Source organism: Arthrobacter sp. zg-Y1143, from assembly GCF_030125565.1.
Classification (GTDB): Bacteria; Actinomycetota; Actinomycetes; order Actinomycetales; family Micrococcaceae; genus Arthrobacter_B.
Genome location: NZ_JASKLW010000004.1, coordinates 1 through 18,395, shown reverse-complemented (window position 1 = coordinate 18,395; position 18,395 = coordinate 1). Strand labels below are relative to the sequence as shown.

Here is an 18,395-nt window from a genome sequence, read left to right as displayed (position 1 = left end):
CTTTCGGTCAGCCGCGGTCAAGTTCGCTGCGCAGCAGCCGGGCCTGCTCGGCCAGTTGCGGGGTGCGCCGGGTATACACGTGTTCGAACAGCTCCTGCGGGTCGGGAACGACGTCGGCGTTCAGGCCGTCGCGCATGGCGGCGGCAACCGCTTCGGCGTCGGCCGCGAGCTCGGTTTCCCGTGCATCGTCCAACAGCCCCAGTCCGCGCAGGTAGGTCCGGGTCCGGGCCAGCGGGTCCCGGGGCACCCAGTCCTGCACTTCTTCCGCGGTTCGGTACCGGGTGGCGTCGTCAGCATTGGTGTGCGGCTGCATCCGGTAGGTATGCGCTTCCACCAGGGCCGGGCCGCCGCCTTCCCGCGCCCGCTCCACCGCTGCGCCCAGGACGGCAAGGAGGGCCGCGACGTCGTTGCCGTCCACCCGCTCCCCCGGCATCCCGTACCCCACGGCTTTGTGCGCCAGGGACGGGGCCACGGACTGGTTCCGCAGCGGCACCGAGATGGCGTACTGGTTGTTCTGGATAAAGAAGACCACGGGGAGGTGGAATACGGCGGCGAAGTTCAGGGCCTCGTGGAAGTCCCCCTCGCTGGTGGCGCCGTCTCCGCACAGCGCCAGGACCACAGTGTCCTCGCCCTTCAGCTTGGCTGCGTGGGCAACACCGACGGCGTGCAGCAGCTGCGTGGCGAGCGGGGTGGCCTGCGGCGCCACCCGGTGTTCATACGGGTCGTAACCGCTGTGCCAGTCCCCGCGCAGCAGGGTCAGCACCTGCAGCGGGTCAACGCCTCGGGACATGACGGCGACGCTGTCACGGTACGTGGGAAAGAGCCAGTCCTGGTCCCGAAGCACCGCGGCGGCGGCAACCTGGCATGCTTCCTGCCCGTGCGATGAGGGGTAGACGGCCATCCGCCCCTGGCGCACCAGCGCGTTGGCCTGGTCATTGATCCGCCGTCCGGTCACCAGCTGCGCGTACGCGTCCAGCAGGGCGTCTCCGGCGGGCAGAAGGTAGCTCGGGTGCACAGAGGCAGTGCCGTTGGCATCGATCAGCTGCACCGGGGTGTCCGACGGGAGCAGGTTCTGCACAGCGGCGCCGGATGCGGCGTCGGGCACGCCGTTGGAGGAGGGGGCCGCCTGGGGCGGACGTCCGGGAGAGATGGTCATTACGAGCCTCCGTCCTTCAGTGCCCGCGGCGTCATTGCACGCGGGAACTTCTGTCTTGCCAGTATGCTGACCGGCGCGCAGGCATAGCCAGCATCCGCGCAAATCTTGGACGCATTGGACGGCCGGGAGTAATCTGATGGACACCTTGCAAATGTGACGCAGATTACTTGGGGAGAGCGTGGACATTATGGCAGCTACACCGGCAACCACAGCAACACCGAAGCCAACACAGGTGCTGGACGATATTGACCGGAAGATCCTGGCCGTCCTGAGGTCCGACGGCCGGGCGTCTTTTACCGCCGTGGCCCAGGCCGTGCACATTTCCCGGGCGCACGCCTATTCGCGGATCGCACGGCTCACCGACACCGGTGTCCTCAGCCGATTTACCGCCCTGGTGGATCCGGAAAAGGCCGGACTGGGCTCCTCCGCCTATGTCACCCTGAAGGTCCGCCAGCATGCCTGGCGGGAATTGAAGGACCGGCTCGTCGATATCCCGGAAATCCACCACATCGCGCTGGTGGGCGGTTCCTTCGACGTCATTGTGCTGGTCCGGGCCGAGGACAACGTCCACCTGCGGCGGGTCATCTTCGACCAGCTGCAGTCCATGCCCGGGGTCCTGGATACCCAGACGTTCCTGGTCTTCGAGGAACGCGACACCCGCTAGGACAAACGGCCCGCCGCCGGGACGCCTTACGCTGGGCGGATGACTTCCGCTGCCGTACCGTCCGCTGTCCCGTCCTCCGCTGTCCTGTCCTCCGCTTTCCCGTCCTCCGCTTTCCCGTTGTCCGGACGGACCGCCGTCGTCACAGGTGTCAGCAGGCGCAGGGGCATTGGCTACGCCATTGCATCCCGGCTGGCCGCCATGGGTGCCAACCTGTTCGTGCAGCACTATGCCCCCAACGACGAGGCCCAGCCGTGGGGTGCCGATTCGATCGACGACCTGCTGCGGGAGCTGCGCGGAAAACTGGTCGGTGATGCCCGGCTCGACCATGCGGGGATGGACCTGGCCCCGGCCGACGGCGCCCGGCAGCTCGTCGACGCTGCCCGGGACGCATTCGGACACGTGGACATCCTGGTCTGCAACCATGCAATGAGCGGCAGCGACGGGCGCCTGCTGGAGATGACGCCGGAGAAGCTGGACGCGCACTGGCAGGTGAACACGCGCTCCACCCTGCTGGCCACGCGGTACTTCGCCGAACAGCATGACGGACGCCCCGGCGGGCGGGTGATCTGGCTGACCTCGGGACAGTCCAAGGGGCCCATGCCTGCGGAAATCGCCTACGCGACGTCGAAGGGGGCACTGGCCGGGATCACGGCCTCGGTGGCTGACGACTTGATTGGCCGCGGCATAGTCCTCAACACCGTCAATCCGGGACCGGTCAACACCGGCTACCTCGACGACGCCACCAGGGACCGGCCCTCGGAGGAACTGGAGGCCGTGCTGGCCCACTTCCCGGGCGGCCGGTTCGGGGAACCCGACGATCCGGCGCGGCTCGTCGCCTGGCTGGTGAGCGACGAAGGCCGGTGGATGGTCGGCCAGGTACTGAACACCGAAGGCGGCTTCCGCCGCTGGTAAATGTTGCGCTCAAACCTAGACGGGCTGGCGCCCGGCAATGAGCCATCCGGCACCGGGGCGGAACGGCGGCACGGGCGCCTCCGGGTGCCGTTCCACCAGTTCAAGCCGGCCTGAAACGGCCCGGTCTACGAGAGGGTGGAGGCAAACATGGCCGCGGCATACGACGGCGCCCGCAGCAACTGCTGCAGGCGCCGTGGTGCCGCGGGGGTCGGGGTCAGTTCTCGTCGTGGCCCTGATCAGTGCTCATCTGGTCTTCTGCGGGAGGGGTTTCTCCCGGGGGAACACCGCCGCCGGGCTCCAACCCGGTGATGTTGCCATCCAGGGGATCCGGGTTGGTGCTACCGGCTTTTGCCTCGCTGTGCTCATGGTTGCCGGTGCCCTCCTGGGTCCCGGCGCCCTTTTGCGCGTCCTTGGGCTTATCCGGATTAGCCGGATCGTTGTTCGGATTGTAGCTGTCGGCCATGTTCCGCCTCCTGGTCTGTTTCCTGGTCCCGGCAAGCACGGTTGTAAGCATGCTTACGAGTTCTCTTCCAACCTAGCCCGGTGCGTGCCGCATCACAAGCCGGGACGCAATCCCCGGTGCTTCCGTGCGCTTCCGGACGGGATCCGGGACGCCGCTCAGCGCCGGAACACCGGCTTGCGCTTCTCCTTGAATGCTGCGAATCCCTCAGCGTAATCCGGTGTCCTGCTCAACCGCTCCTGCACCTCGTTTTCGGCATCGAGCGCCTCCCAGAAGCCCAGCCGCCGGTCCCGGATCTCCGCCACCAGCGCCTTGGAGGCCAGCAGCGCCCGGGCGGGACCGGCCGCTGCCCGCGCTGCGGCTTCCCGGGTTTGTGCGAGCAGGCCGGCAGGTTCCAGGGCGCGGCTGAACAGGCCGCCCGCCACTGCTTCGGCGCCGCTCATCAACTCGGCGGTGTAAATCAGGTCCAGGGTGCGGTGCGGGCCGAGCCGTTCGGTGAAGAGCCAGTGCCCGCCCGAATCCAGGGCCGCCCCAAGGTTCGCGAACGGCGAGCCGATCTTCGCGTCGGCGGCTACGTAGACGACGTCGGTGGCCGCGAGCAAACCCAGGCCAACCCCGAGGCAGGCGCCCTGCGCGGCAGCGAAGGTTGGCGCCGGGAAAGCGGACATTTTCCGCAGCAGCGGTTTTACGCCCTCCACCAGGTAACCCCGCGCATCATCATCCGCAGGGTTTACCCCCGAGACGTCCCGGCCGGCACAGAAACTGCGACCCGCCCCGAGCAGCAGCAGTGCGCGCACACCGGCCGCCGCGGCGTCGTCGTAGGCCCGTCCCAGCTCACCCAGTGCTTCGAAATCCAAGGCGTTGAGTTTCTGCGGGGCGTTCAGCAAGACCTCGGCCACCCCGTCCCTGATGCTCAGCTCGATCATCGGTGCCTCCTAGGCGTCGTAGTCCACGTTGACTTCGGTGCTGGTGGGCCGGCTCTGGCAGGTGAGCACGTAACCGGCTGCAAGCTCTTCCGGTTCCAGCGCGTAGTTCTCTTCCATCTCCACGGTGCCGGCCACAAGCTTGGCGCGGCAGGTCCCGCAGACGCCGCCGGCACAGGCGAACGGCACGTCCGGGCGCACCCGAAGGGCCGCATTCAGGATCGATTCCCGGGCATGGACCGGACTGGAGACCGACCCCTGCAGCCCGTCCAGCCGGAAGGTGATGCCGTAGTTTTCGCCCGAGCTGTCCGGCACAACGGGACGGCCGGATGAGCCTTCCGGCCGGTCCGGACGGCCGGTGGTGAACAGCTCGAACCGGACTTTGGCCGGATCGACTCCGCGTGCGGACAAGGCATCGCGGCACAGCTGAACCAGCTCGAACGGCCCGCAGAGGAACCATTCGTCCACAGCATCGGCCGGCAGGACCGTACCGATGAGTGCCGTGAGTTTCGCGGCGTCGATCCGGCCGGAGAGCAGCGGAGAAATGCGCTGTTCACGCGACAGCACGTGGTGCAGCGCGAACCGGGACGGGTAGCGGTCCTTCAGGTCCGCCAGCTCTTCGAGGAACATCACGTCCATGGCGGCCTTGTTCGCATAGACCAGGTCAAAGCGGGTGGTGTCCGAAGAGGCCAGGATGGTCCGGGCAATGGCAATGACCGGGGTGATGCCGGAGCCGGCGGCCACGGCGGCAAACACCTGCCCCTCAACCTGCTGGTGTGCCGGCATGCCGGCGGGGCCCCCGCTGTATGCGTCGGAAAGGGCGGCGGGCAGGGAGCGCGAAGTGAAGCTGCCGGCCGGGCTCATCACGTCCAGCGCATCCCCGGCCAACAGGTGCTCGTTGGCCCAGGAGGAGAACAGTCCGCCCAGGTCCCGTTTGATTGCCACCCGCAGCTCCCCCGGGCGTGGCTCGGCGCAGATGGAGTAGCTGCGCCGCAGTTCAATGCCGTCCAAAACCTTGCGCAGGGCAACATACTGCCCGGGCAGGTAGTGGTACGAATCCACCAGGTCCGGCGGCACCGCGAAAGTGACCTCGACGGCGTCTTCGGTCAGCCGGCGCACTGCGGCAACGGTCAGCGGATGGAAAACGGCACGCCGGACGGGGGCCGCGGGAAGGACGGACATCTTTAGAGCACCTTGAAGTAGTCGAACGGTTCACGGCAGTCGCCGCAGACCCACAGCGCCTTGCACGAGGTGGACCCGAAGCGGGTCAGTTCGCGGGTATTCAGCGAGGCGCACTGCGGACACTTCACGCTCAGGCCCACCCGGACGGGGCCGGCCGCGGCGCGTCCCGACGGCGGGGCGATGCCGTAGGCGTCCAGCTTCGCCTTGCCGGCACTGCTCATCCAGTCGCTGGTCCACGCCGGGGCCAGCTCCAACCGGACCTGCACTCCGGTGTATCCGGCCCGGTGCAGGGCTGCGGTGACGTCCTCGGTGATGGCGTCCATGGCCGGGCAGCCGGAATAGGTGGGGGTGATGGCCACCTGGACCCCGGCCCCGGAAACCTCCACCCGGCGCAGGACCCCCAGGTCCTCGATGGTCAGCACGGGAATCTCCGGATCACACACCGTGGCGGCCACATCCCAGGCCGCCGCTGCGGCGGGGTCTGCCGGGCGCAGGGCGGATTCCATCACGCTCACCACGTGGCACCCGGGTGTTCACGGGCCAGGACCTGCATTTCCGCGAGCATATAGCCGAGATGCTCGCTGTGCCGGCCCTGCCGTCCGCCGCCGGGCGCGGGCTGGACCATGGGCACCTCCAGCTCGGCCTCCCGGAGCACGGCGGAAATGTTGCGTTCGAAGGCCGGTTTGAGGGTGGACGGCAGCACGGCCCGGTCCCCCAGGGCGGTAACCAGGGCGTCGTCGTCGAACAGTTCACCCACGTAGGGCCAGGTCAGTTCCAGCGCCCGGATCATCCGGCGACGGGACTCGTCGGTGCCCAGCCCCAGCCGCAGCACCCACTGGGCACTGTGGTCGCGGTGGTAGTCCACTTCCTTGACCGCCTTCGCTGCGATGGCGGCCAGGGTTGCGTCAGCACAGTGCTGCAGGGCGCTGTACAGCTCGAACTGGTAGAAGGAGACGGCGAACTGCCGGGCAATGGTCCGGGCGAAGTCACCGTTGGGCTGCTCCATCAAGTGCGCAGAGCGGAACCCGGATTCCCCGCGCCAATAGGCCAGGTCATCCTCGGTCCGCCCGTCGGCGCTGCCGGCGTAGGTCAGGAAGGAGCGGGCATGGCCCATCAGGTCCAGGGCTATGTTGCCCAGCGCCACGTCCTCCTCAAGTTCCGGGGCACGGGAAATCCACCAGCCGAGCCGCTGGGCCAGCACCAGCGCGTCGTCGCCCAGCCGCAGCGCATATTCGGCCACATCGGCGGGTGCACGGGTTCCGGCGGCGGCAATGTCTTCCGGGCGCAGGGCGTTGCCCGGGGTAATCCGGGTGGCGCTGTCCGAGCTCACAGGTGCTTCACCCCTTCGGACTCCGTGTAATAGGTGGCGTGCCGGTAGTCCTTGCCCTGCGGGGACTCGAAGAACTGCCCCTTCGCGTCCGGGTCGCTGGCAATGATGGCCGACGCCGGGACCACCCAAAGCGAGACGCCCTCGTTTCGCCGGGTGTAAAGATCGCGGGCGTTCCTCACGGCCATCTGGGCATCGGGGGCGTGCAGGGACCCGGCATGGACGTGAGACAGGCCGCGGGAGGAACGGACAAAGACTTCCCAGAGCGGCCACGCACCGGCCGGGACGGCAGGCTGCGGGGCAACTGGAGCCGCGGCGGCGGCAGTCTCAGTCGCGGGGGCCGCCTGAGTCTCCGGGGCCGCCTGAGCGGCGGGACGGGAGCCGTCGTCGCCGGTTGTAGATCCACCCGTCATGGCTATGCCGCTCCTTCCCGGGACTGCCGGGCCGACTGCCGGGCGGCGTAGGCCGCAGCGGCCTCACGGACCCAGGCGCCGTCTTCGTGCGCTTCGCGGCGGCGTGCCAGCCGCTGGGAGTTGCAGGGGCCGCGGCCGGCGAGGACCTCACGGAACTCGTCCCAGTCCAACGGTCCGTGCTCCCATTTGCCGCTTTCGTCATTGAAGCGGATGTCCGGGTCCGGCAGCGTCAGGCCCAGCACCTTGACCTGTTCCACGATCATGCCCACGAACCTGGAGCGCAGTTCGTCGTTGGAGAAGCGCTTGATGTTCCAGGCCATGGACTGGCGCGAGTTGGGGGAATCGTCGTCGGGCGGGCCGAACATCATCAGCGATGGGGCATACCACCGGTTGATCGCATCCTGGGCCATTTCCCGCTGGGGCTCGGTGCCGCGGGCAAGTTCCAGCAGGATCTCGAAACCCTGCCGCTGATGGAAGGATTCTTCCTTGCAGATCCGAACCATCGCCCGGCCGTACGGTCCGTAGGAGGCGCGGCATAGCGGGACCTGGTTGCAGATGGCCGCTCCGTCCACCAGCCAGCCGATTGCCCCCATGTCCGCCCAGGTCAGAGCGGGATAGTTGAAGATCGACGAGTAGCGGGCCTTGCCGGCAATGAGGTCTTCGGTCATCTGTTCCCTCGGCGTGCCCAGGGTTTCAGCTGCGGAATACAGGTACAGTCCGTGTCCGGCTTCGTCCTGGACCTTGGCCATCAGGATGGCCTTGCGCTTGAGCGAGGGCGCCCGGGAAATCCAGTTCCCTTCCGGCTGCATCCCAATGATTTCCGAGTGTGCGTGCTGGGAGATTTGCCGCACGAGGGTTTTCCGGTATGCATCCGGCATCCAGTCCCGCGGTTCCACCCGTGTGTCGGCGGCGATCAGCCCATCAAAGTGTTCTTGCCCGCCGGAACCGCTTCCGGTCTCCGCACTGAGAGCTGTCCGGCCCATATTTTCCCCGCTCATCATCCCGACCCCGCTCATCCCAACCGCACTCGTCCCAACCGCGTTCGTCCCAACCGCACCCGGTGCAACGCGCCGCAGGCATTGAATCCCCGCCTCAGTGGACGGCAGTATTGCTACCGACCGTATTATTTACCGACCGTTCGTTCAGAATATGGAGAGTGGATACGAGGGTCAAGACCCTATGGAAAACTGAACACAGAGAGTTCAACGCGGAGAGGATTGCCATGGGTACCCCCGAACCCGATGCCGGGCGCCGGATACCGGGCGCCCCTGCAGGTGCTGCTCCGGGCGGGGCTGACCCTGCCGGTGCTGACCTTGCCGGGGCTGACCCTGCCGGTGTTGGTCCGTCCGGTGCTGCCCTTGCCGGGGCTGACCCTGCCGGTGTTGGTCCGTCCGGTGCTGCCCTTCCCGGACCGCGGCCCGAGGACCGGGAGGAACGGGCGGCCGTTCGTTCGGCAGCGGTGGTCATTGTGCCAACGCTCCTGGGACTGCTGGGCTTTTTCGCCGTGGCGGCTGCGGTGACCTCCGATGCCGCTACCGTCAACGTCACTGCGCCGGGCCTGCTGCTGGCCTTCACCGCCCTGGTTGTTGCCGGGGTCAGCCCGCTCTACGCACGCAATCCCACCTGGCGTTCCCTGCGGCGTCCGGCCCTTCTCCTCGCAGCCTGCCTGGTGGTGGAAGCCGTCCTCCTGCTGGCTGCACCGCACTTGGTCCTATTCTCGCTGCCGGCACTTCCGCTGGCCCTGGCAGGGGGCACCGTCCTGCTGGGCACCAGCCTCTGGGGGCAGTTCCGCAAGGGCCCGGCGCCGGAACCGGTACTGCTCCCCCACCGCGAGATGCCGCCGCGGCCCTTCACCTCGACCCTCCTGGTCGTGGCGGTGAACTGGCTGCTTTTCCTCAGCGTGGGAGCGCTGTGCGCTTGGTTGCTGCTGGGCGACTAGCCCCCGGGCAGGAACAGGTCTTCAATATGCCGGCCCAACACGCGGGCCAGGCTAAAGGCCAGCGGCAGGGACGGATCAAATTTGCCCTTCTCGATGGAAATCACCGTCTGCCGGGAGACCCCCAGGCGTTCGGCCAACTGCACCTGTGATAGTCCCAGGCGCAGCCGCTCCTGGGCCACGCGGTTCTCCATGCCTAAGAATTCCGGTGCCGGGCAACGGCATAACGCAGTGTCCAAGCCCCCAGCCCGGCCGCACAGTACAGCGGCAGCGGCGCGGCCCAACCTGCCACTGCCTGCACCACCACTCCGGCGGCCAGCAGCACTATCAGGTCCGTGAATGCCGCAGCTGCGGCATCCCGCGTCCAGGAGCGTTCGACGTCGGCGGCCGAGGCCGTGTCCAGCCGGCGGGTTTCCCCGGCGTTCAGCACCAGCATCCAGAACGCCGCCGCCGCCACCGGGCCCACCGCCGCGGCGAAGACCGGCACATACAGCGCCGGGTCCCCACCGGTCCGCAGCGCCGCGGCCCAGCCAAGGAGCGCACCGGCGGCCGCACCACTTGCTGCGGCCGCACAAATCGTCAGGAGGCGGGTGCGGCCGCCCTTCGTCTCGGAAGTCATGGCCTGGAGCATGCCATGCCGACTCCGGAGATGTAAAGCGTGCTTTACATCCCCGCCCGCTGACGCCGGGGGTCCGCGGGCTAAGCCGCGAGCATAACGCCAGCGCGGTCCTTCGACGCCGCGGCCCGGATGGATATATTCGAAGCATGACTACTCCCCAGCCCCCGGTTGCCAAGAAAGTCCCGACTGAACGCACCCACCACGGTGACACCTTCATCGACAACTATGAGTGGCTGCGGGAGAAGGAAAACCCCGAGGTGGTTGCCCACCTGACCGCGGAGAATGCGTACGCCGCCGAGATCACGGCCGATCAGGAGCCGTTGCGCGAGGAGATCTTCAACGAGATCAAGAACCGCACTGAGGAGACGGACCTCTCCGTTCCGGCCCGCAAGAAGGGCTGGTGGTATTACACCCGCACCGAAGAGGGCAAGCAGTACGCCATCCACTGCCGCACCGCCGCCCAAGACACCGGGGACCTCGACGCCGACTGGACGCCGCCCGCCGTCCTGCCGGGCGTCCCGGTGGAAGGCGAACAGATCCTCGTGGACGGGAACGTGGAAGCCGAAGGCAAGCCGTTCTTCTCCCTGGGCGGACTGGCCGTGACCGAGGACGGCAACCTGCTCGCCTACTCCGAGGACAACGCCGGCGACGAGCGTTTCACCCTGCGGATCAAGGACCTGCGCACCGGGGAGCTGCTCCCGGACATCATTGCCAACGTTTTCTATTCGCTGGCCTTCGCCCCGGACGGCACCCGCGTCTTCTACACCGTGGTGGATGATTCCTGGCGGCCGTACCAGATCAAGGCGCATACCCTGGGCACCCCGGTCGAGGACGACGTCGTGATCTACCAGGAAGACGACATTGCCATGTGGACCGGCTTCGACCTCTCCGCAGACCGCAGGCAGCTGCTGATCGGCATTAGCAGCTCCGAATACAGCGAATACCGCGTGCTGGACTTCGCCGATCCCACGGACACGGTCCGCACCCTGATTCCCCGCAGCGCACACATCCTTTACGAGGCCGAGCCGCTGACCCTTGACGGCCGCCGCCAGTACCTCCTCACGCACAACCGCGGGGCGCTGAACTCCATGCTTTCGCTGGTGGACGAGGCCGAATTCGACAAGCCCCTGGACGAGCAGCAGTGGCGCACCGTGATCGCCCACGACGACACCGTGCGGGTCAACGGCGCAGCCGTCACCGCCACGCATGTGCTCGTTTCGGTCCGGAAGGACACCACCGAGCGGGTCCAGATCCTCCCGGTTGACGGCCTGGGCACCGGCGCGCAGGGTTCCCCGGTGGAACCGGCCTTCGACGAGGAGCTCTACACCGCTAACCTGGCCAACGCAGAGTTCGACTCCCCGATCATGCGGCTCAGCTACACCTCCTTCCTTACCCCGCCGCGGGTCTACGACTACGTGCTGGCCACCGGCGAATTGGAGCTGCGTAAGGAAACCCCGGTGAAGGGCGGCTACCGGTCCGAGGACTACGTAGCCGAACGTGATTGGGCGACGGCGGCGGACGGCACCCGCATTCCGCTCTCCGTCATCCGGCGGGCGGACCTGCAGCGGGACGGCAGCAACCCGGCCCTGGTCTACGCCTACGGCAGCTACGAAATGAGCATGGACCCGGGGTTCAACGTAGCCCGGCTCTCGCTCCTGGACCGCGGAGTGCTGTACGTGGTGGCGCATGTGCGCGGTGGCGGAGAAATGGGCCGCTCCTGGTATGACAACGGCAAGAAGCTGCACAAGAAGAACACCTTCACCGACTTCGTGGATGCCACGGACGCGGTGGCGGCGTCCGGGTGGGCGGATCCGGACCGAATCGCGGCCATGGGCGGCTCGGCCGGCGGCCTGCTGATGGGCGCCGTCGCGAACCTGGCGCCGCAGAAGTACCGCGCCATCGTGGCGCAGGTGCCGTTTGTGGACGCGCTGACCAGCATCCTTGACCCTGATCTGCCGCTCTCGGCCCTGGAATGGGAGGAATGGGGCAATCCCATCACCGACCCCGAGGTTTACCGGTACATGAAGGAATACACGCCCTACGAGAACATCCGGGCCGTGGACTATCCCAAAATCGCCGCCGTCACCAGCTTCAATGACACCCGTGTGCTGTACGTGGAACCGGCCAAGTGGGTGGCCCAGCTGCGCGAAACCACCACCGGCAGCGAGCCTATTGTGCTCAAGATCGAAATGGACGGCGGCCACGGCGGGGCTTCCGGGCGGTACGAGGCCTGGAAGGACCGCGCCTGGGACTACGCATTCATCCTGGCCGCCCTGGGCGCCCGGGACCTGCTGCCGGCGGCCAAACGGGAGAACGCCGCCTAGGCGGACTGCCGGATGACCAGTTCCGGCGGGTAGATAGCCGGTTCCAGGCGCGATCCGGGCTCCTCGATTTCGCGCAGCAGCATTTCGGAGGCGCGCCGTGCCATCTCGACCATCGGGTTCACCACCGTGGTCAGCCCGGGCTTGCTCGAGGCGGCCAGCTGGTGGTTGTCATACCCCACCAGCGCCACGTCCCCGGGAACCGACAAGCCCCGCTCGCGCAGGACGGTCAGCACACCCAGGGCCATGAGGTCCGACGCCGCGAAGATGGCGTCAATCCCCGGATCGGCGTCCAGCAGCCGGGCCGCTGCCGCTGCGCCGCCTTCGGTGGTGAAGTGCCCGGACTCCGCCCCGGCAGAGACCAGCCCTGCCTCAGCGAGCCCGGCACGCCAGCCCTCCGTGCGGTCCTGCGCAGCGGTCATGTCCGCCGGTCCGGTCACCGTGGCGATCCGGCGGTAACCGCGGCCGGCAAGGTGCCGCGCCGCGAGCAGTCCGCCGGTGTAGTTGTCCGTATCCACGAACACCAGTCCCTGGCGGCCATGCCACGGCCGGCCGATGAACACGGCCGGCAGCGGCGCGTCCGCCAGTTCAATTTCCAGGGCGTCCGCCTTGTGGTGCGAAACCACAATGGCGCCGTCCACGTGGCCGCTGCGCAGGTACCGGATGATCTGGCCCGCTTTCTCCCCCTGCCGGGCAATCAGCAGCACCAGCTGCACCTCGGTATCAGCCAGCGACTCGGTGATCCCATTGAGGGTCATGGCGAAGAAGGGATCCACCAGGACCCGGCCGTCCGGTTCGGGAATCACCAGGGCAATGGAGTCGGCACGGCTGGTGGCCAGCGACCGGGCTGCCCTGTTGGGGGTGAAGCCCAGCTCTCCGATAGCGGCGTCAATGGCCGCCTGCGTCCGGGCGCTGACCCGGGCCCCGCCGTTGATCGCCCGCGACACGGTGGAGCGGGAGACGCCGGAAAGCGCCGCCACGTCTTCCAGTGTGGGACTGCTGCGGCGGGGCTTGACCTGCGTTCCGCGGGTGCCCTGGTTGAGGGAGCTCACTGAATCGACGATACGACATCCGGTGCGGCCGCGGAGGACCTTTCCGGCAAGGCATTGGTACGTGCGGTTTCGGCGAACCACCGGGCGCTGGCCTTCGGTGTGCGGACCTGGGTCTGGTAGTCCACATGGACAATGCCGAACCGCTTGGCGTAGCCCCAGGCCCATTCAAAGTTATCCATGAGCGACCAGGCAAAGTAGCCGCGGACGTCGACGCCGTCTGCTGCCGCATCGCGGACAGCCTGCAGGTGCGCTTCGATGAACCCCAGCCGGTCCTCGTCCTGGACCACGCCGTCCACCACAACGTCGTCGTCGAACGCGGCGCCGTTTTCCGTGATGTACAGCGGGACCCCGGCGGGCCCGGTGTAGTCGCGCTGCAGCCGGAGCAGGAGGCGGTGCAGGCCCTCGGGCTGGATTTCCCACCCCATGTTCGTCACCGGCAGTCCGCGGGGCACGGAGTAGACCCCGTCCGCGGCGGGATACGGGCTGGCCGACGGCCGCGAAACGGGCGCCTCGGTGCTCCGCAGTGTGGCCGGACGCGTCTTGGTGACGGCCTCGCCGTGGTAATAGTTCACGCCCAGGAAATCGACCGGTGTGCTGATAACCGCCATATCCCCTTCGCCGATGTGCTGTCCCAAACCGTATGGGGCCAGATCAGCGAGGACGTCCTCGGGATAACTGCCGCGGAAAACCGGGTCGGCGAACACCCGGTTGAACTGCCCGTCGATCCGGCGGGCGGCGTCCACGTCGTCGGGGTTCTCGGGATCCAGCGGATCCGCGACGGTGAAGTTCAGGGTCAGGCCCACGTCCAGGGACGCATCGCGGGCCTTCAGCTCCTGCGCGGCAAGTCCGTGGCCGAGCAGCAGGTGGTGGTTCGCGGCCACGGCCAGGGACCGGTCCTGCAGCCCGGGTGCGTGCTCGCCGCTTGCGTAGCCGAGATAGGCGGAGCACCAGGGCTCGTTCAATGTGGTCCATGCCTTCACCCGGTCCCCCAGGGCGTCGTGGACGCTCAGGGCGTACTCGGCAAAGCGGTAGGCAGTGTCGCGGTTGGCCCAGCCCCCGGCGTCCTGCAGCGCCTGCGGCAGGTCCCAGTGGTAAAGGGTCAGCCAGGGCTTTATTCCGGCGTCGAGCAGTTTGTCAGTGAGCCGGCTGTAGAAGTCCAGGCCGGCCGGGTTCACTGCGCCGCCGTCGGGCCGGATCCTCGCCCACGAGGTGGAGAAGCGGTAGGAAGCCAGGTTCAGCGACTTCATCAGGGCCACGTCTTCATCAAGGCGGTGGTAGTGGTCGCAGGCGACGTCGCCGTTCTCGGCGTTGACCACTGCGCCCGGGACCCGGCTGAAGGTGTCCCAGATGGAGGCCTTGCGGCCGTCTTCCCACGCGCCACCCTCGATCTGGTAGGCGGCGGTGGCCGCCCCCCACAGGAATCCCGTGGGGAAGTTTCCGTTGGTGTGCTGCGTCATCCCTTAACCGCTCCCTGCATAATTCCTGCAACCAGGTGCCGTCCTGCGACGGCGAAAACAATAAACAGCGGAATGGTGGAGAGCACCACTCCGGCAAGGACCACCGAGTAGTCCACGAAACGCGCCGACTGCAGTTGCGCCAAGGCCACCGGCAGCGTCGGGTTCTGCGCGTTGAGCACAATCAGGGGCCAGAAGAAGTTGGTCCACGTGGCCACGAAAGTGAACAGTGCCAGCATGGCGGCAGCCGGGCGGGCGGCCGGCAGGGCCACGTGCCAGAACGACTGCCACATGTTCGCGCCGTCCATCCGGACGGCTTCAATCAATTCGTCCGGCAGGGCGTCCTGGAGGTACTGGGTCATCCAGAACACGCCGAACGCGGTGACGAGCCCGGGAATGATGACGGCGCCCATGGTGCCGGTCCAGCCGAGCTTGGACATCACGATGAACAGCGGAATGACGCCGAGCTGCGTGGGAACGGCCATGGTGGCCACCACGAAGACCAGCAGCGCCTTCGAACCCTTGAAGCGCAGCTTGGCGAAGGCGAAGCCGGCCAGGGAGGAGAAGATCACCACGGAGGCGGCGGTCACTGTGGAGACCAGGACGCTGTTGCCCAGGGCCCGCCAGAACGGGATGCTGTCGAGCACTGTTGCGGCATTGGCAAAGAAGTTACCGCCGGGGATCAGCGGCACTCCCTTGGCAATTGCGGTGCTGTCGTGGCTGGCGACCAGGACGGACCAGAGGATCGGCAGGGCCGAGCCCAGGATCACTGCTCCGAGCAGCCCGTAGGTGAGGAAGCCGGGCCGCTTGTTGTATCCGCCCGTCTTCGCCGCCCGGACATGGACGCGTCCCGGACGCTGGTCCTGTCCGCCGCGGTCACGGCGTCGCTTGGCTGCTTCGGCGGCCTTGCGGCCGGCGGTCTGTTCGACCATGGGTACGGAAGTCATTTCCGTCCTCCCTGGGTGGCGATGCGTCGGGTGATGAAGAAGTTCAGTGCGGCAATGACCACGATGATGACGAACAGCAGCCAGGCCACTGCAGAAGCACGTCCCAGGTTGCGCTGGCCCCAACCCAGTTCCCAGATGTAGATCGTCAGGGTCTGCCATTGGCGGTCTGCACCGCCGAGCCCGTACGTGTCGAAGACGCGGGCCTCGTCGAAGATCTGCAGTCCGCCGATGGTGGCGGTGATGACAACGAAAATCACGGTCGGGCGCAGCATGGGCACGGTGATGGAGATGAACTGCCGCCAGCGGCTGGCACCGTCGATAATCGCGGCCTCGTACATGTCCCGCGGGATCGCCTGCATGGCGGCCAGGAAGATCAGCGCGTTGTAGCCGGTCCAGCGGAAGTCCACCATGGTCGCAATCGCGACGTGGCTGGCCAGGGAGTTGGCATGCCAGGGAATGGCCGGGAGTCCGATGGAAGTCAGCGCACCGTTGATGGCACCCGACTGGTCAGCGAAGAGGTTGCCGAAAATCAGGCCCACGGCTACGGGGGCAACGATGTAGGGCAAGAGCACGCCCATGCGCCAGAAGGTCTTGGCACGCAGGTTGGCATCCAGCACGGCGGCGATGGCAATGGCAAGAATGATTTGGGGCACTGCGGAGATCAGGAAGATGCTGAAGGTGTTGCCCACCGCATTCCAGAAATACGGCTGGGAGAGCACAAAGGTGAAGTTCTCGGTGCCGGTGAAGCCCTGGTTGCCGCCAATCAGGTTCCAGTTATGCAGGGAAACCCATCCGGTGTAAATCAGCGGGAAGAGGCCGACGATGGCGAAGATGATGAAGAACGGCGAAATGTAAAGGTACGGGGAGACTTTGACGTCCCAGCGGGCCAGCCGGCTGCTGAACCCTAACCGCCGTACCGGCGTCCGCGCTGCCGGCGGCTTGACGGTGACAGCCATGGCTGACTTCCTAACGTTCAAGGGGGAAGAAGTTGGGTCCGGTGCCTGCAGCGCCATCCTGCGGACTACACACAGTGGCAGCCACAGGCACCGGAGGTTAGGGGGCTACTGGAGGGCGTCGACGCTGGCGACGAACTTCTCCCAGGAGGAGTTGGCGTCATCGGTCTTGAGGACATCCACCCGGTTCAGTGCCTGGGCCATGTTGGTGTTGATGGTGAAGTAGTTCGGACCCTTGAACGGAGTCATGGTGACCGCGTTGGCCCGGTCCACGAGGATTTTGCCGACCGGCGCATTGTTGAAGAACTCGTTGGTGGAGTTCAGCAGGGTGTCGGACTCGTAGGCCTCGGTTTGGCTGGGGAAGGTGCCCTTGGATTCGAAGGCCTTGATCTGCTGCTCAGGGGCGGTGAGCCACTGGGCCAGCTTGATGGCTTCTTCCTGGTTCTTGCCCTGGCTGGGAACGGTCAGGTAGGATCCGCCCCAGTTTCCGCCGCCGCCCGGGAACACGTTGGCAATGTCCCAGCCTTCAACGCCGGTTGCGTTGCCTTCGATGCTGCCCAGCATCCAGCCCGGGCAGAGGGTGGTGGCAAAGGCGCCGCTCTGGAAGCCCGCCGTGTAGTCATCGGACCACTGCTCCAGGTGCGCCGAGAGGTCCTTGTCCACGGAGTTCTCGAGGACCTTGGTGTAGATCTCCTTCACTTCCGGGTTCTCGGTGGCAATGACTGTGCCGTCATTTTCCTCGTAGGCGTTCTTCACCTGGTTGATCTGGCCCTGGTAGACGGCCATGGCCGAGTCGTACCACGCGGCGTCGGACTTGGCGGTGAACTGCTCGCCAACCTCAAAGTAGTGGTCCCAGTCGCCCTCGAGCAGCTTGGCGACTTCCTCGCGGTCGGTCGGCAGGCCGGCTGCGGCGAAGAGGTCCGCCCGGTAGCAGACGCCTTCGGGACCGACGTCGGTGCCGTAGCCGATCAGCTTGCCGTCAACTGTGGCGTCTTCTTCCTTCCAATCCAGCCAGCGCCCTTCAACTTCCGGGCTGGAAAGGTCCGCGAACTGGTCCGCATACTGCTTCAGCTCCGGCAGCCAGTCCACTTCGATGCCTTCGATGTCCGACAGGCCCGACCCGGCTGCCAGCTTGGTGTTCAGGTTGTCGTGCGCGTTGTCAGAAGTGGCCTTCTTGTCGTGCACGATCTTCACGTTCGGGTTGGCTGCCTCGTACTCCTTGAAGAGATCCTCGTAGCCGAACTCGTTGAACGTGCTGACGCTGAGCGTCACCTGTCCGTCTTCTCCTGATGCTCCGTCGTCGCCGCCTCCGCAGGCGGTGAGCAGAAGGGCTGCGGCTGCGACCGATGCGGCAACCGCGGGACCCCGGCGGCGTGCGCGGCCTGCCGATATGGGTTTGGTACTCATTGCTGACTCCTTTGTCGATTACGAGTGCACGAGTGCGTGGCGGGTGTTTACGCGCCTGCCGTGCGGTTGCCAAACGGATGCGCCCGGGTGCCTGGCCCGGCGGTGATGCCGGCGGTGTGGGAGCGCTCCCACAAGCGATGCCTAAATGCTGATGTGCGGTGCATCACATGTCAAGTGGGAGCGCTCCCACGTTTCGCAGAAACTCGCGGCAGCGGGATAGAACCACAGGTCAGGGGCGCATAAGGCGTGGTCGGGTTACCGGATTGTTATCTGGATCCGGCTCCTGCCATGCCCGGAAGTTAGCACTCCGCCCGCACCACGTCTTGATCGAGCTTCCGCAAAGATCCCACGTAGTGGTACGGATGTTCCCGCTGGGGTCCCACGCGCCCCTCCAGTCCCCGTGCGTGGGAACTTCTGCGGCCTGGCGCCGGTGCGTGGGAACTTCTGCGACCGCGGGGGCCGGTGGGCCCGTTTGGCCGGACATCCCTCCCGACCGCGCGGTCCCTACCAGCGCGCCCATTTCCCCGGCCCTGACGCCGTGGCGGCCCGAAACTGCCGGGACGCACGGGCACAACGCCGGCACCATGGCGGCCGTTTAGCTCAGCTGCCCCGGACGCGGCGGCAGGGCCGGCCCGGCGGGGGGGCGCGGCCGGGCCCAAGTCAGGGGGG

19 protein-coding genes are annotated in these 18,395 nt (G+C 66.9%); 4 read left to right on the top strand and 15 right to left on the bottom strand.

The annotated features are described in order from the left end of the window. Positions 1-7: 7 nt before the first annotated feature. Entirely contained in the window at positions 8-1,156 is a 1,149-nt protein-coding gene (pdhA, locus tag QNN98_RS04135) for a pyruvate dehydrogenase (acetyl-transferring) E1 component subunit alpha (protein WP_227912683.1), read from the bottom strand. A gap of 187 nt (positions 1,157-1,343) precedes the next feature. Here pdhA and QNN98_RS04130 point away from each other — a divergent pair, with 187 nt between their 5' ends. Next, positions 1,344-1,820 (top strand): Lrp/AsnC family transcriptional regulator, encoded by a 477-nt coding sequence (locus tag QNN98_RS04130; protein WP_227912682.1) that lies wholly within the window; start codon positions 1,344-1,346, stop codon positions 1,818-1,820. A 39-nt stretch (positions 1,821-1,859) separates the two neighbouring features. Then, positions 1,860-2,732 (top strand): SDR family oxidoreductase, encoded by an 873-nt coding sequence (locus QNN98_RS04125; protein WP_283996351.1) that lies wholly within the window; start codon positions 1,860-1,862, stop codon positions 2,730-2,732. Between the two features lie 214 nt (positions 2,733-2,946). Here the strand turns inward: QNN98_RS04125 and QNN98_RS04120 are convergent, their stop codons facing one another. From QNN98_RS04120 to paaA, 7 genes are all read right to left on the bottom strand, one after another. Then, positions 2,947-3,195: a DUF6480 family protein gene (locus QNN98_RS04120; RefSeq protein WP_227912680.1), complete on the bottom strand. Its 249-nt coding sequence runs from the start codon at positions 3,193-3,195 to the stop codon at positions 2,947-2,949. A gap of 155 nt (positions 3,196-3,350) precedes the next feature. Further along, positions 3,351-4,118: an enoyl-CoA hydratase/isomerase family protein gene (locus QNN98_RS04115; protein ID WP_283996350.1), complete on the bottom strand. Its 768-nt coding sequence runs from the start codon at positions 4,116-4,118 to the stop codon at positions 3,351-3,353. A 9-nt stretch (positions 4,119-4,127) separates the two neighbouring features. Then, positions 4,128-5,297: a 1,2-phenylacetyl-CoA epoxidase subunit PaaE gene (gene paaE / locus QNN98_RS04110; RefSeq protein WP_283996349.1), complete on the bottom strand. Its 1,170-nt coding sequence runs from the start codon at positions 5,295-5,297 to the stop codon at positions 4,128-4,130. A 2-nt stretch (positions 5,298-5,299) separates the two neighbouring features. Continuing rightward, a complete protein-coding gene (gene paaD, locus QNN98_RS04105) occupies positions 5,300-5,803 on the bottom strand; it encodes a 1,2-phenylacetyl-CoA epoxidase subunit PaaD (RefSeq protein WP_283996566.1) in 504 nt (167 codons plus the stop codon). Between the two features lie 5 nt (positions 5,804-5,808). Then, a complete protein-coding gene (gene paaC, locus QNN98_RS04100) occupies positions 5,809-6,627 on the bottom strand; it encodes a 1,2-phenylacetyl-CoA epoxidase subunit PaaC (RefSeq protein WP_229957788.1) in 819 nt (272 codons plus the stop codon). Next, a complete protein-coding gene (gene paaB, locus QNN98_RS04095; RefSeq protein ID WP_283996348.1) occupies positions 6,624-7,037 on the bottom strand; it encodes a 1,2-phenylacetyl-CoA epoxidase subunit PaaB in 414 nt (137 codons plus the stop codon). The genes paaC and paaB overlap by 4 nt, the downstream gene beginning before the upstream one ends. Positions 7,038-7,039: 2 nt before the next feature. After that, entirely contained in the window at positions 7,040-8,035 is a 996-nt protein-coding gene (paaA, locus tag QNN98_RS04090) for a 1,2-phenylacetyl-CoA epoxidase subunit PaaA (RefSeq protein WP_283996347.1), read from the bottom strand. Positions 8,036-8,259: 224 nt separating this feature from the next. Between paaA and QNN98_RS04085 the strand changes: the two genes are divergently transcribed. After that, a complete protein-coding gene (locus QNN98_RS04085; protein WP_283996346.1) occupies positions 8,260-8,976 on the top strand; it encodes a hypothetical protein in 717 nt (238 codons plus the stop codon). Here QNN98_RS04085 and QNN98_RS04080 read toward each other — a convergent pair. Then, a complete protein-coding gene (locus tag QNN98_RS04080) occupies positions 8,973-9,167 on the bottom strand; it encodes a helix-turn-helix transcriptional regulator (protein WP_227912673.1) in 195 nt (64 codons plus the stop codon). The two genes, QNN98_RS04085 and QNN98_RS04080, sit on opposite strands and share 4 nt — an antisense overlap. Positions 9,168-9,169: 2 nt before the next feature. Next, the gene (locus QNN98_RS04075) at positions 9,170-9,592 is read right to left on the bottom strand and encodes a hypothetical protein (RefSeq protein WP_227925241.1); all 423 of its coding nucleotides are present in this window, start codon (positions 9,590-9,592) and stop codon (positions 9,170-9,172) included. Between the two features lie 146 nt (positions 9,593-9,738). Between QNN98_RS04075 and QNN98_RS04070 the strand changes: the two genes are divergently transcribed. Next, positions 9,739-11,916: a S9 family peptidase gene (locus tag QNN98_RS04070; RefSeq protein WP_283996345.1), complete on the top strand. Its 2,178-nt coding sequence runs from the start codon at positions 9,739-9,741 to the stop codon at positions 11,914-11,916. On the opposite strand, the gene QNN98_RS04065 is transcribed toward QNN98_RS04070, so the two are convergent. From QNN98_RS04065 to QNN98_RS04045, 5 genes are all read right to left on the bottom strand, one after another. Next, positions 11,913-12,965, bottom strand: coding sequence for a LacI family DNA-binding transcriptional regulator (locus QNN98_RS04065; RefSeq protein ID WP_227912670.1), 1,053 nt, complete (start codon positions 12,963-12,965; stop codon positions 11,913-11,915). The two genes, QNN98_RS04070 and QNN98_RS04065, sit on opposite strands and share 4 nt — an antisense overlap. Then, on the bottom strand, positions 12,962-14,422 hold the full coding sequence (locus QNN98_RS04060) for a GH1 family beta-glucosidase (protein WP_227925245.1): 1,461 nt from the start codon (positions 14,420-14,422) through the stop codon (positions 12,962-12,964). The genes QNN98_RS04065 and QNN98_RS04060 overlap by 4 nt, the downstream gene beginning before the upstream one ends. Continuing rightward, entirely contained in the window at positions 14,419-15,366 is a 948-nt protein-coding gene (locus QNN98_RS04055) for a carbohydrate ABC transporter permease (RefSeq protein WP_227925246.1), read from the bottom strand. Before QNN98_RS04055 ends, QNN98_RS04060 begins: the two co-directional genes overlap by 4 nt. Further along, the gene (locus QNN98_RS04050; protein WP_227925248.1) at positions 15,363-16,322 is read right to left on the bottom strand and encodes a carbohydrate ABC transporter permease; all 960 of its coding nucleotides are present in this window, start codon (positions 16,320-16,322) and stop codon (positions 15,363-15,365) included. The genes QNN98_RS04055 and QNN98_RS04050 overlap by 4 nt, the downstream gene beginning before the upstream one ends. Positions 16,323-16,427: 105 nt before the next feature. Further along, a complete protein-coding gene (locus QNN98_RS04045) occupies positions 16,428-17,726 on the bottom strand; it encodes an ABC transporter substrate-binding protein (RefSeq protein WP_283996344.1) in 1,299 nt (432 codons plus the stop codon). Between the last annotated feature and the right edge of the window lie 669 nt (positions 17,727-18,395).

Bases quoted from the DNA above. Each gene is read 5' to 3' on its own strand.
- QNN98_RS04115 (WP_283996350.1), bottom strand. From the start codon at position 4,118: ATGATCGAGCTGAGCATCAGGGACGGGGTGGCCGAGGTCTTGCTGAAC.
- QNN98_RS04130 (WP_227912682.1), top strand. From the start codon at position 1,344: ATGGCAGCTACACCGGCAACCACAGCAACACCGAAGCCAACACAGGTG.
- paaA (WP_283996347.1), bottom strand. From the start codon at position 8,035: ATGAGCGGGGAAAATATGGGCCGGACAGCTCTCAGTGCGGAGACCGGA.
- QNN98_RS04125 (WP_283996351.1), top strand. From the start codon at position 1,860: ATGACTTCCGCTGCCGTACCGTCCGCTGTCCCGTCCTCCGCTGTCCTG.
- paaE (WP_283996349.1), bottom strand. From the start codon at position 5,297: ATGTCCGTCCTTCCCGCGGCCCCCGTCCGGCGTGCCGTTTTCCATCCG.
- paaB (WP_283996348.1), bottom strand. From the start codon at position 7,037: ATGACGGGTGGATCTACAACCGGCGACGACGGCTCCCGTCCCGCCGCT.
- pdhA (WP_227912683.1), bottom strand. From the start codon at position 1,156: ATGACCATCTCTCCCGGACGTCCGCCCCAGGCGGCCCCCTCCTCCAAC.
- QNN98_RS04070 (WP_283996345.1), top strand. From the start codon at position 9,739: ATGACTACTCCCCAGCCCCCGGTTGCCAAGAAAGTCCCGACTGAACGC.
- QNN98_RS04050 (WP_227925248.1), bottom strand. From the start codon at position 16,322: ATGGCTGTCACCGTCAAGCCGCCGGCAGCGCGGACGCCGGTACGGCGG.
- QNN98_RS04055 (WP_227925246.1), bottom strand. From the start codon at position 15,366: ATGACTTCCGTACCCATGGTCGAACAGACCGCCGGCCGCAAGGCCGCC.
- QNN98_RS04120 (WP_227912680.1), bottom strand. From the start codon at position 3,195: ATGGCCGACAGCTACAATCCGAACAACGATCCGGCTAATCCGGATAAG.
- QNN98_RS04045 (WP_283996344.1), bottom strand. From the start codon at position 17,726: ATGAGTACCAAACCCATATCGGCAGGCCGCGCACGCCGCCGGGGTCCC.
- QNN98_RS04085 (WP_283996346.1), top strand. From the start codon at position 8,260: ATGGGTACCCCCGAACCCGATGCCGGGCGCCGGATACCGGGCGCCCCT.
- QNN98_RS04060 (WP_227925245.1), bottom strand. From the start codon at position 14,422: ATGACGCAGCACACCAACGGAAACTTCCCCACGGGATTCCTGTGGGGG.
- QNN98_RS04080 (WP_227912673.1), bottom strand. From the start codon at position 9,167: ATGGAGAACCGCGTGGCCCAGGAGCGGCTGCGCCTGGGACTATCACAG.
- QNN98_RS04075 (WP_227925241.1), bottom strand. From the start codon at position 9,592: ATGACTTCCGAGACGAAGGGCGGCCGCACCCGCCTCCTGACGATTTGT.
- paaD (WP_283996566.1), bottom strand. From the start codon at position 5,803: ATGGAATCCGCCCTGCGCCCGGCAGACCCCGCCGCAGCGGCGGCCTGG.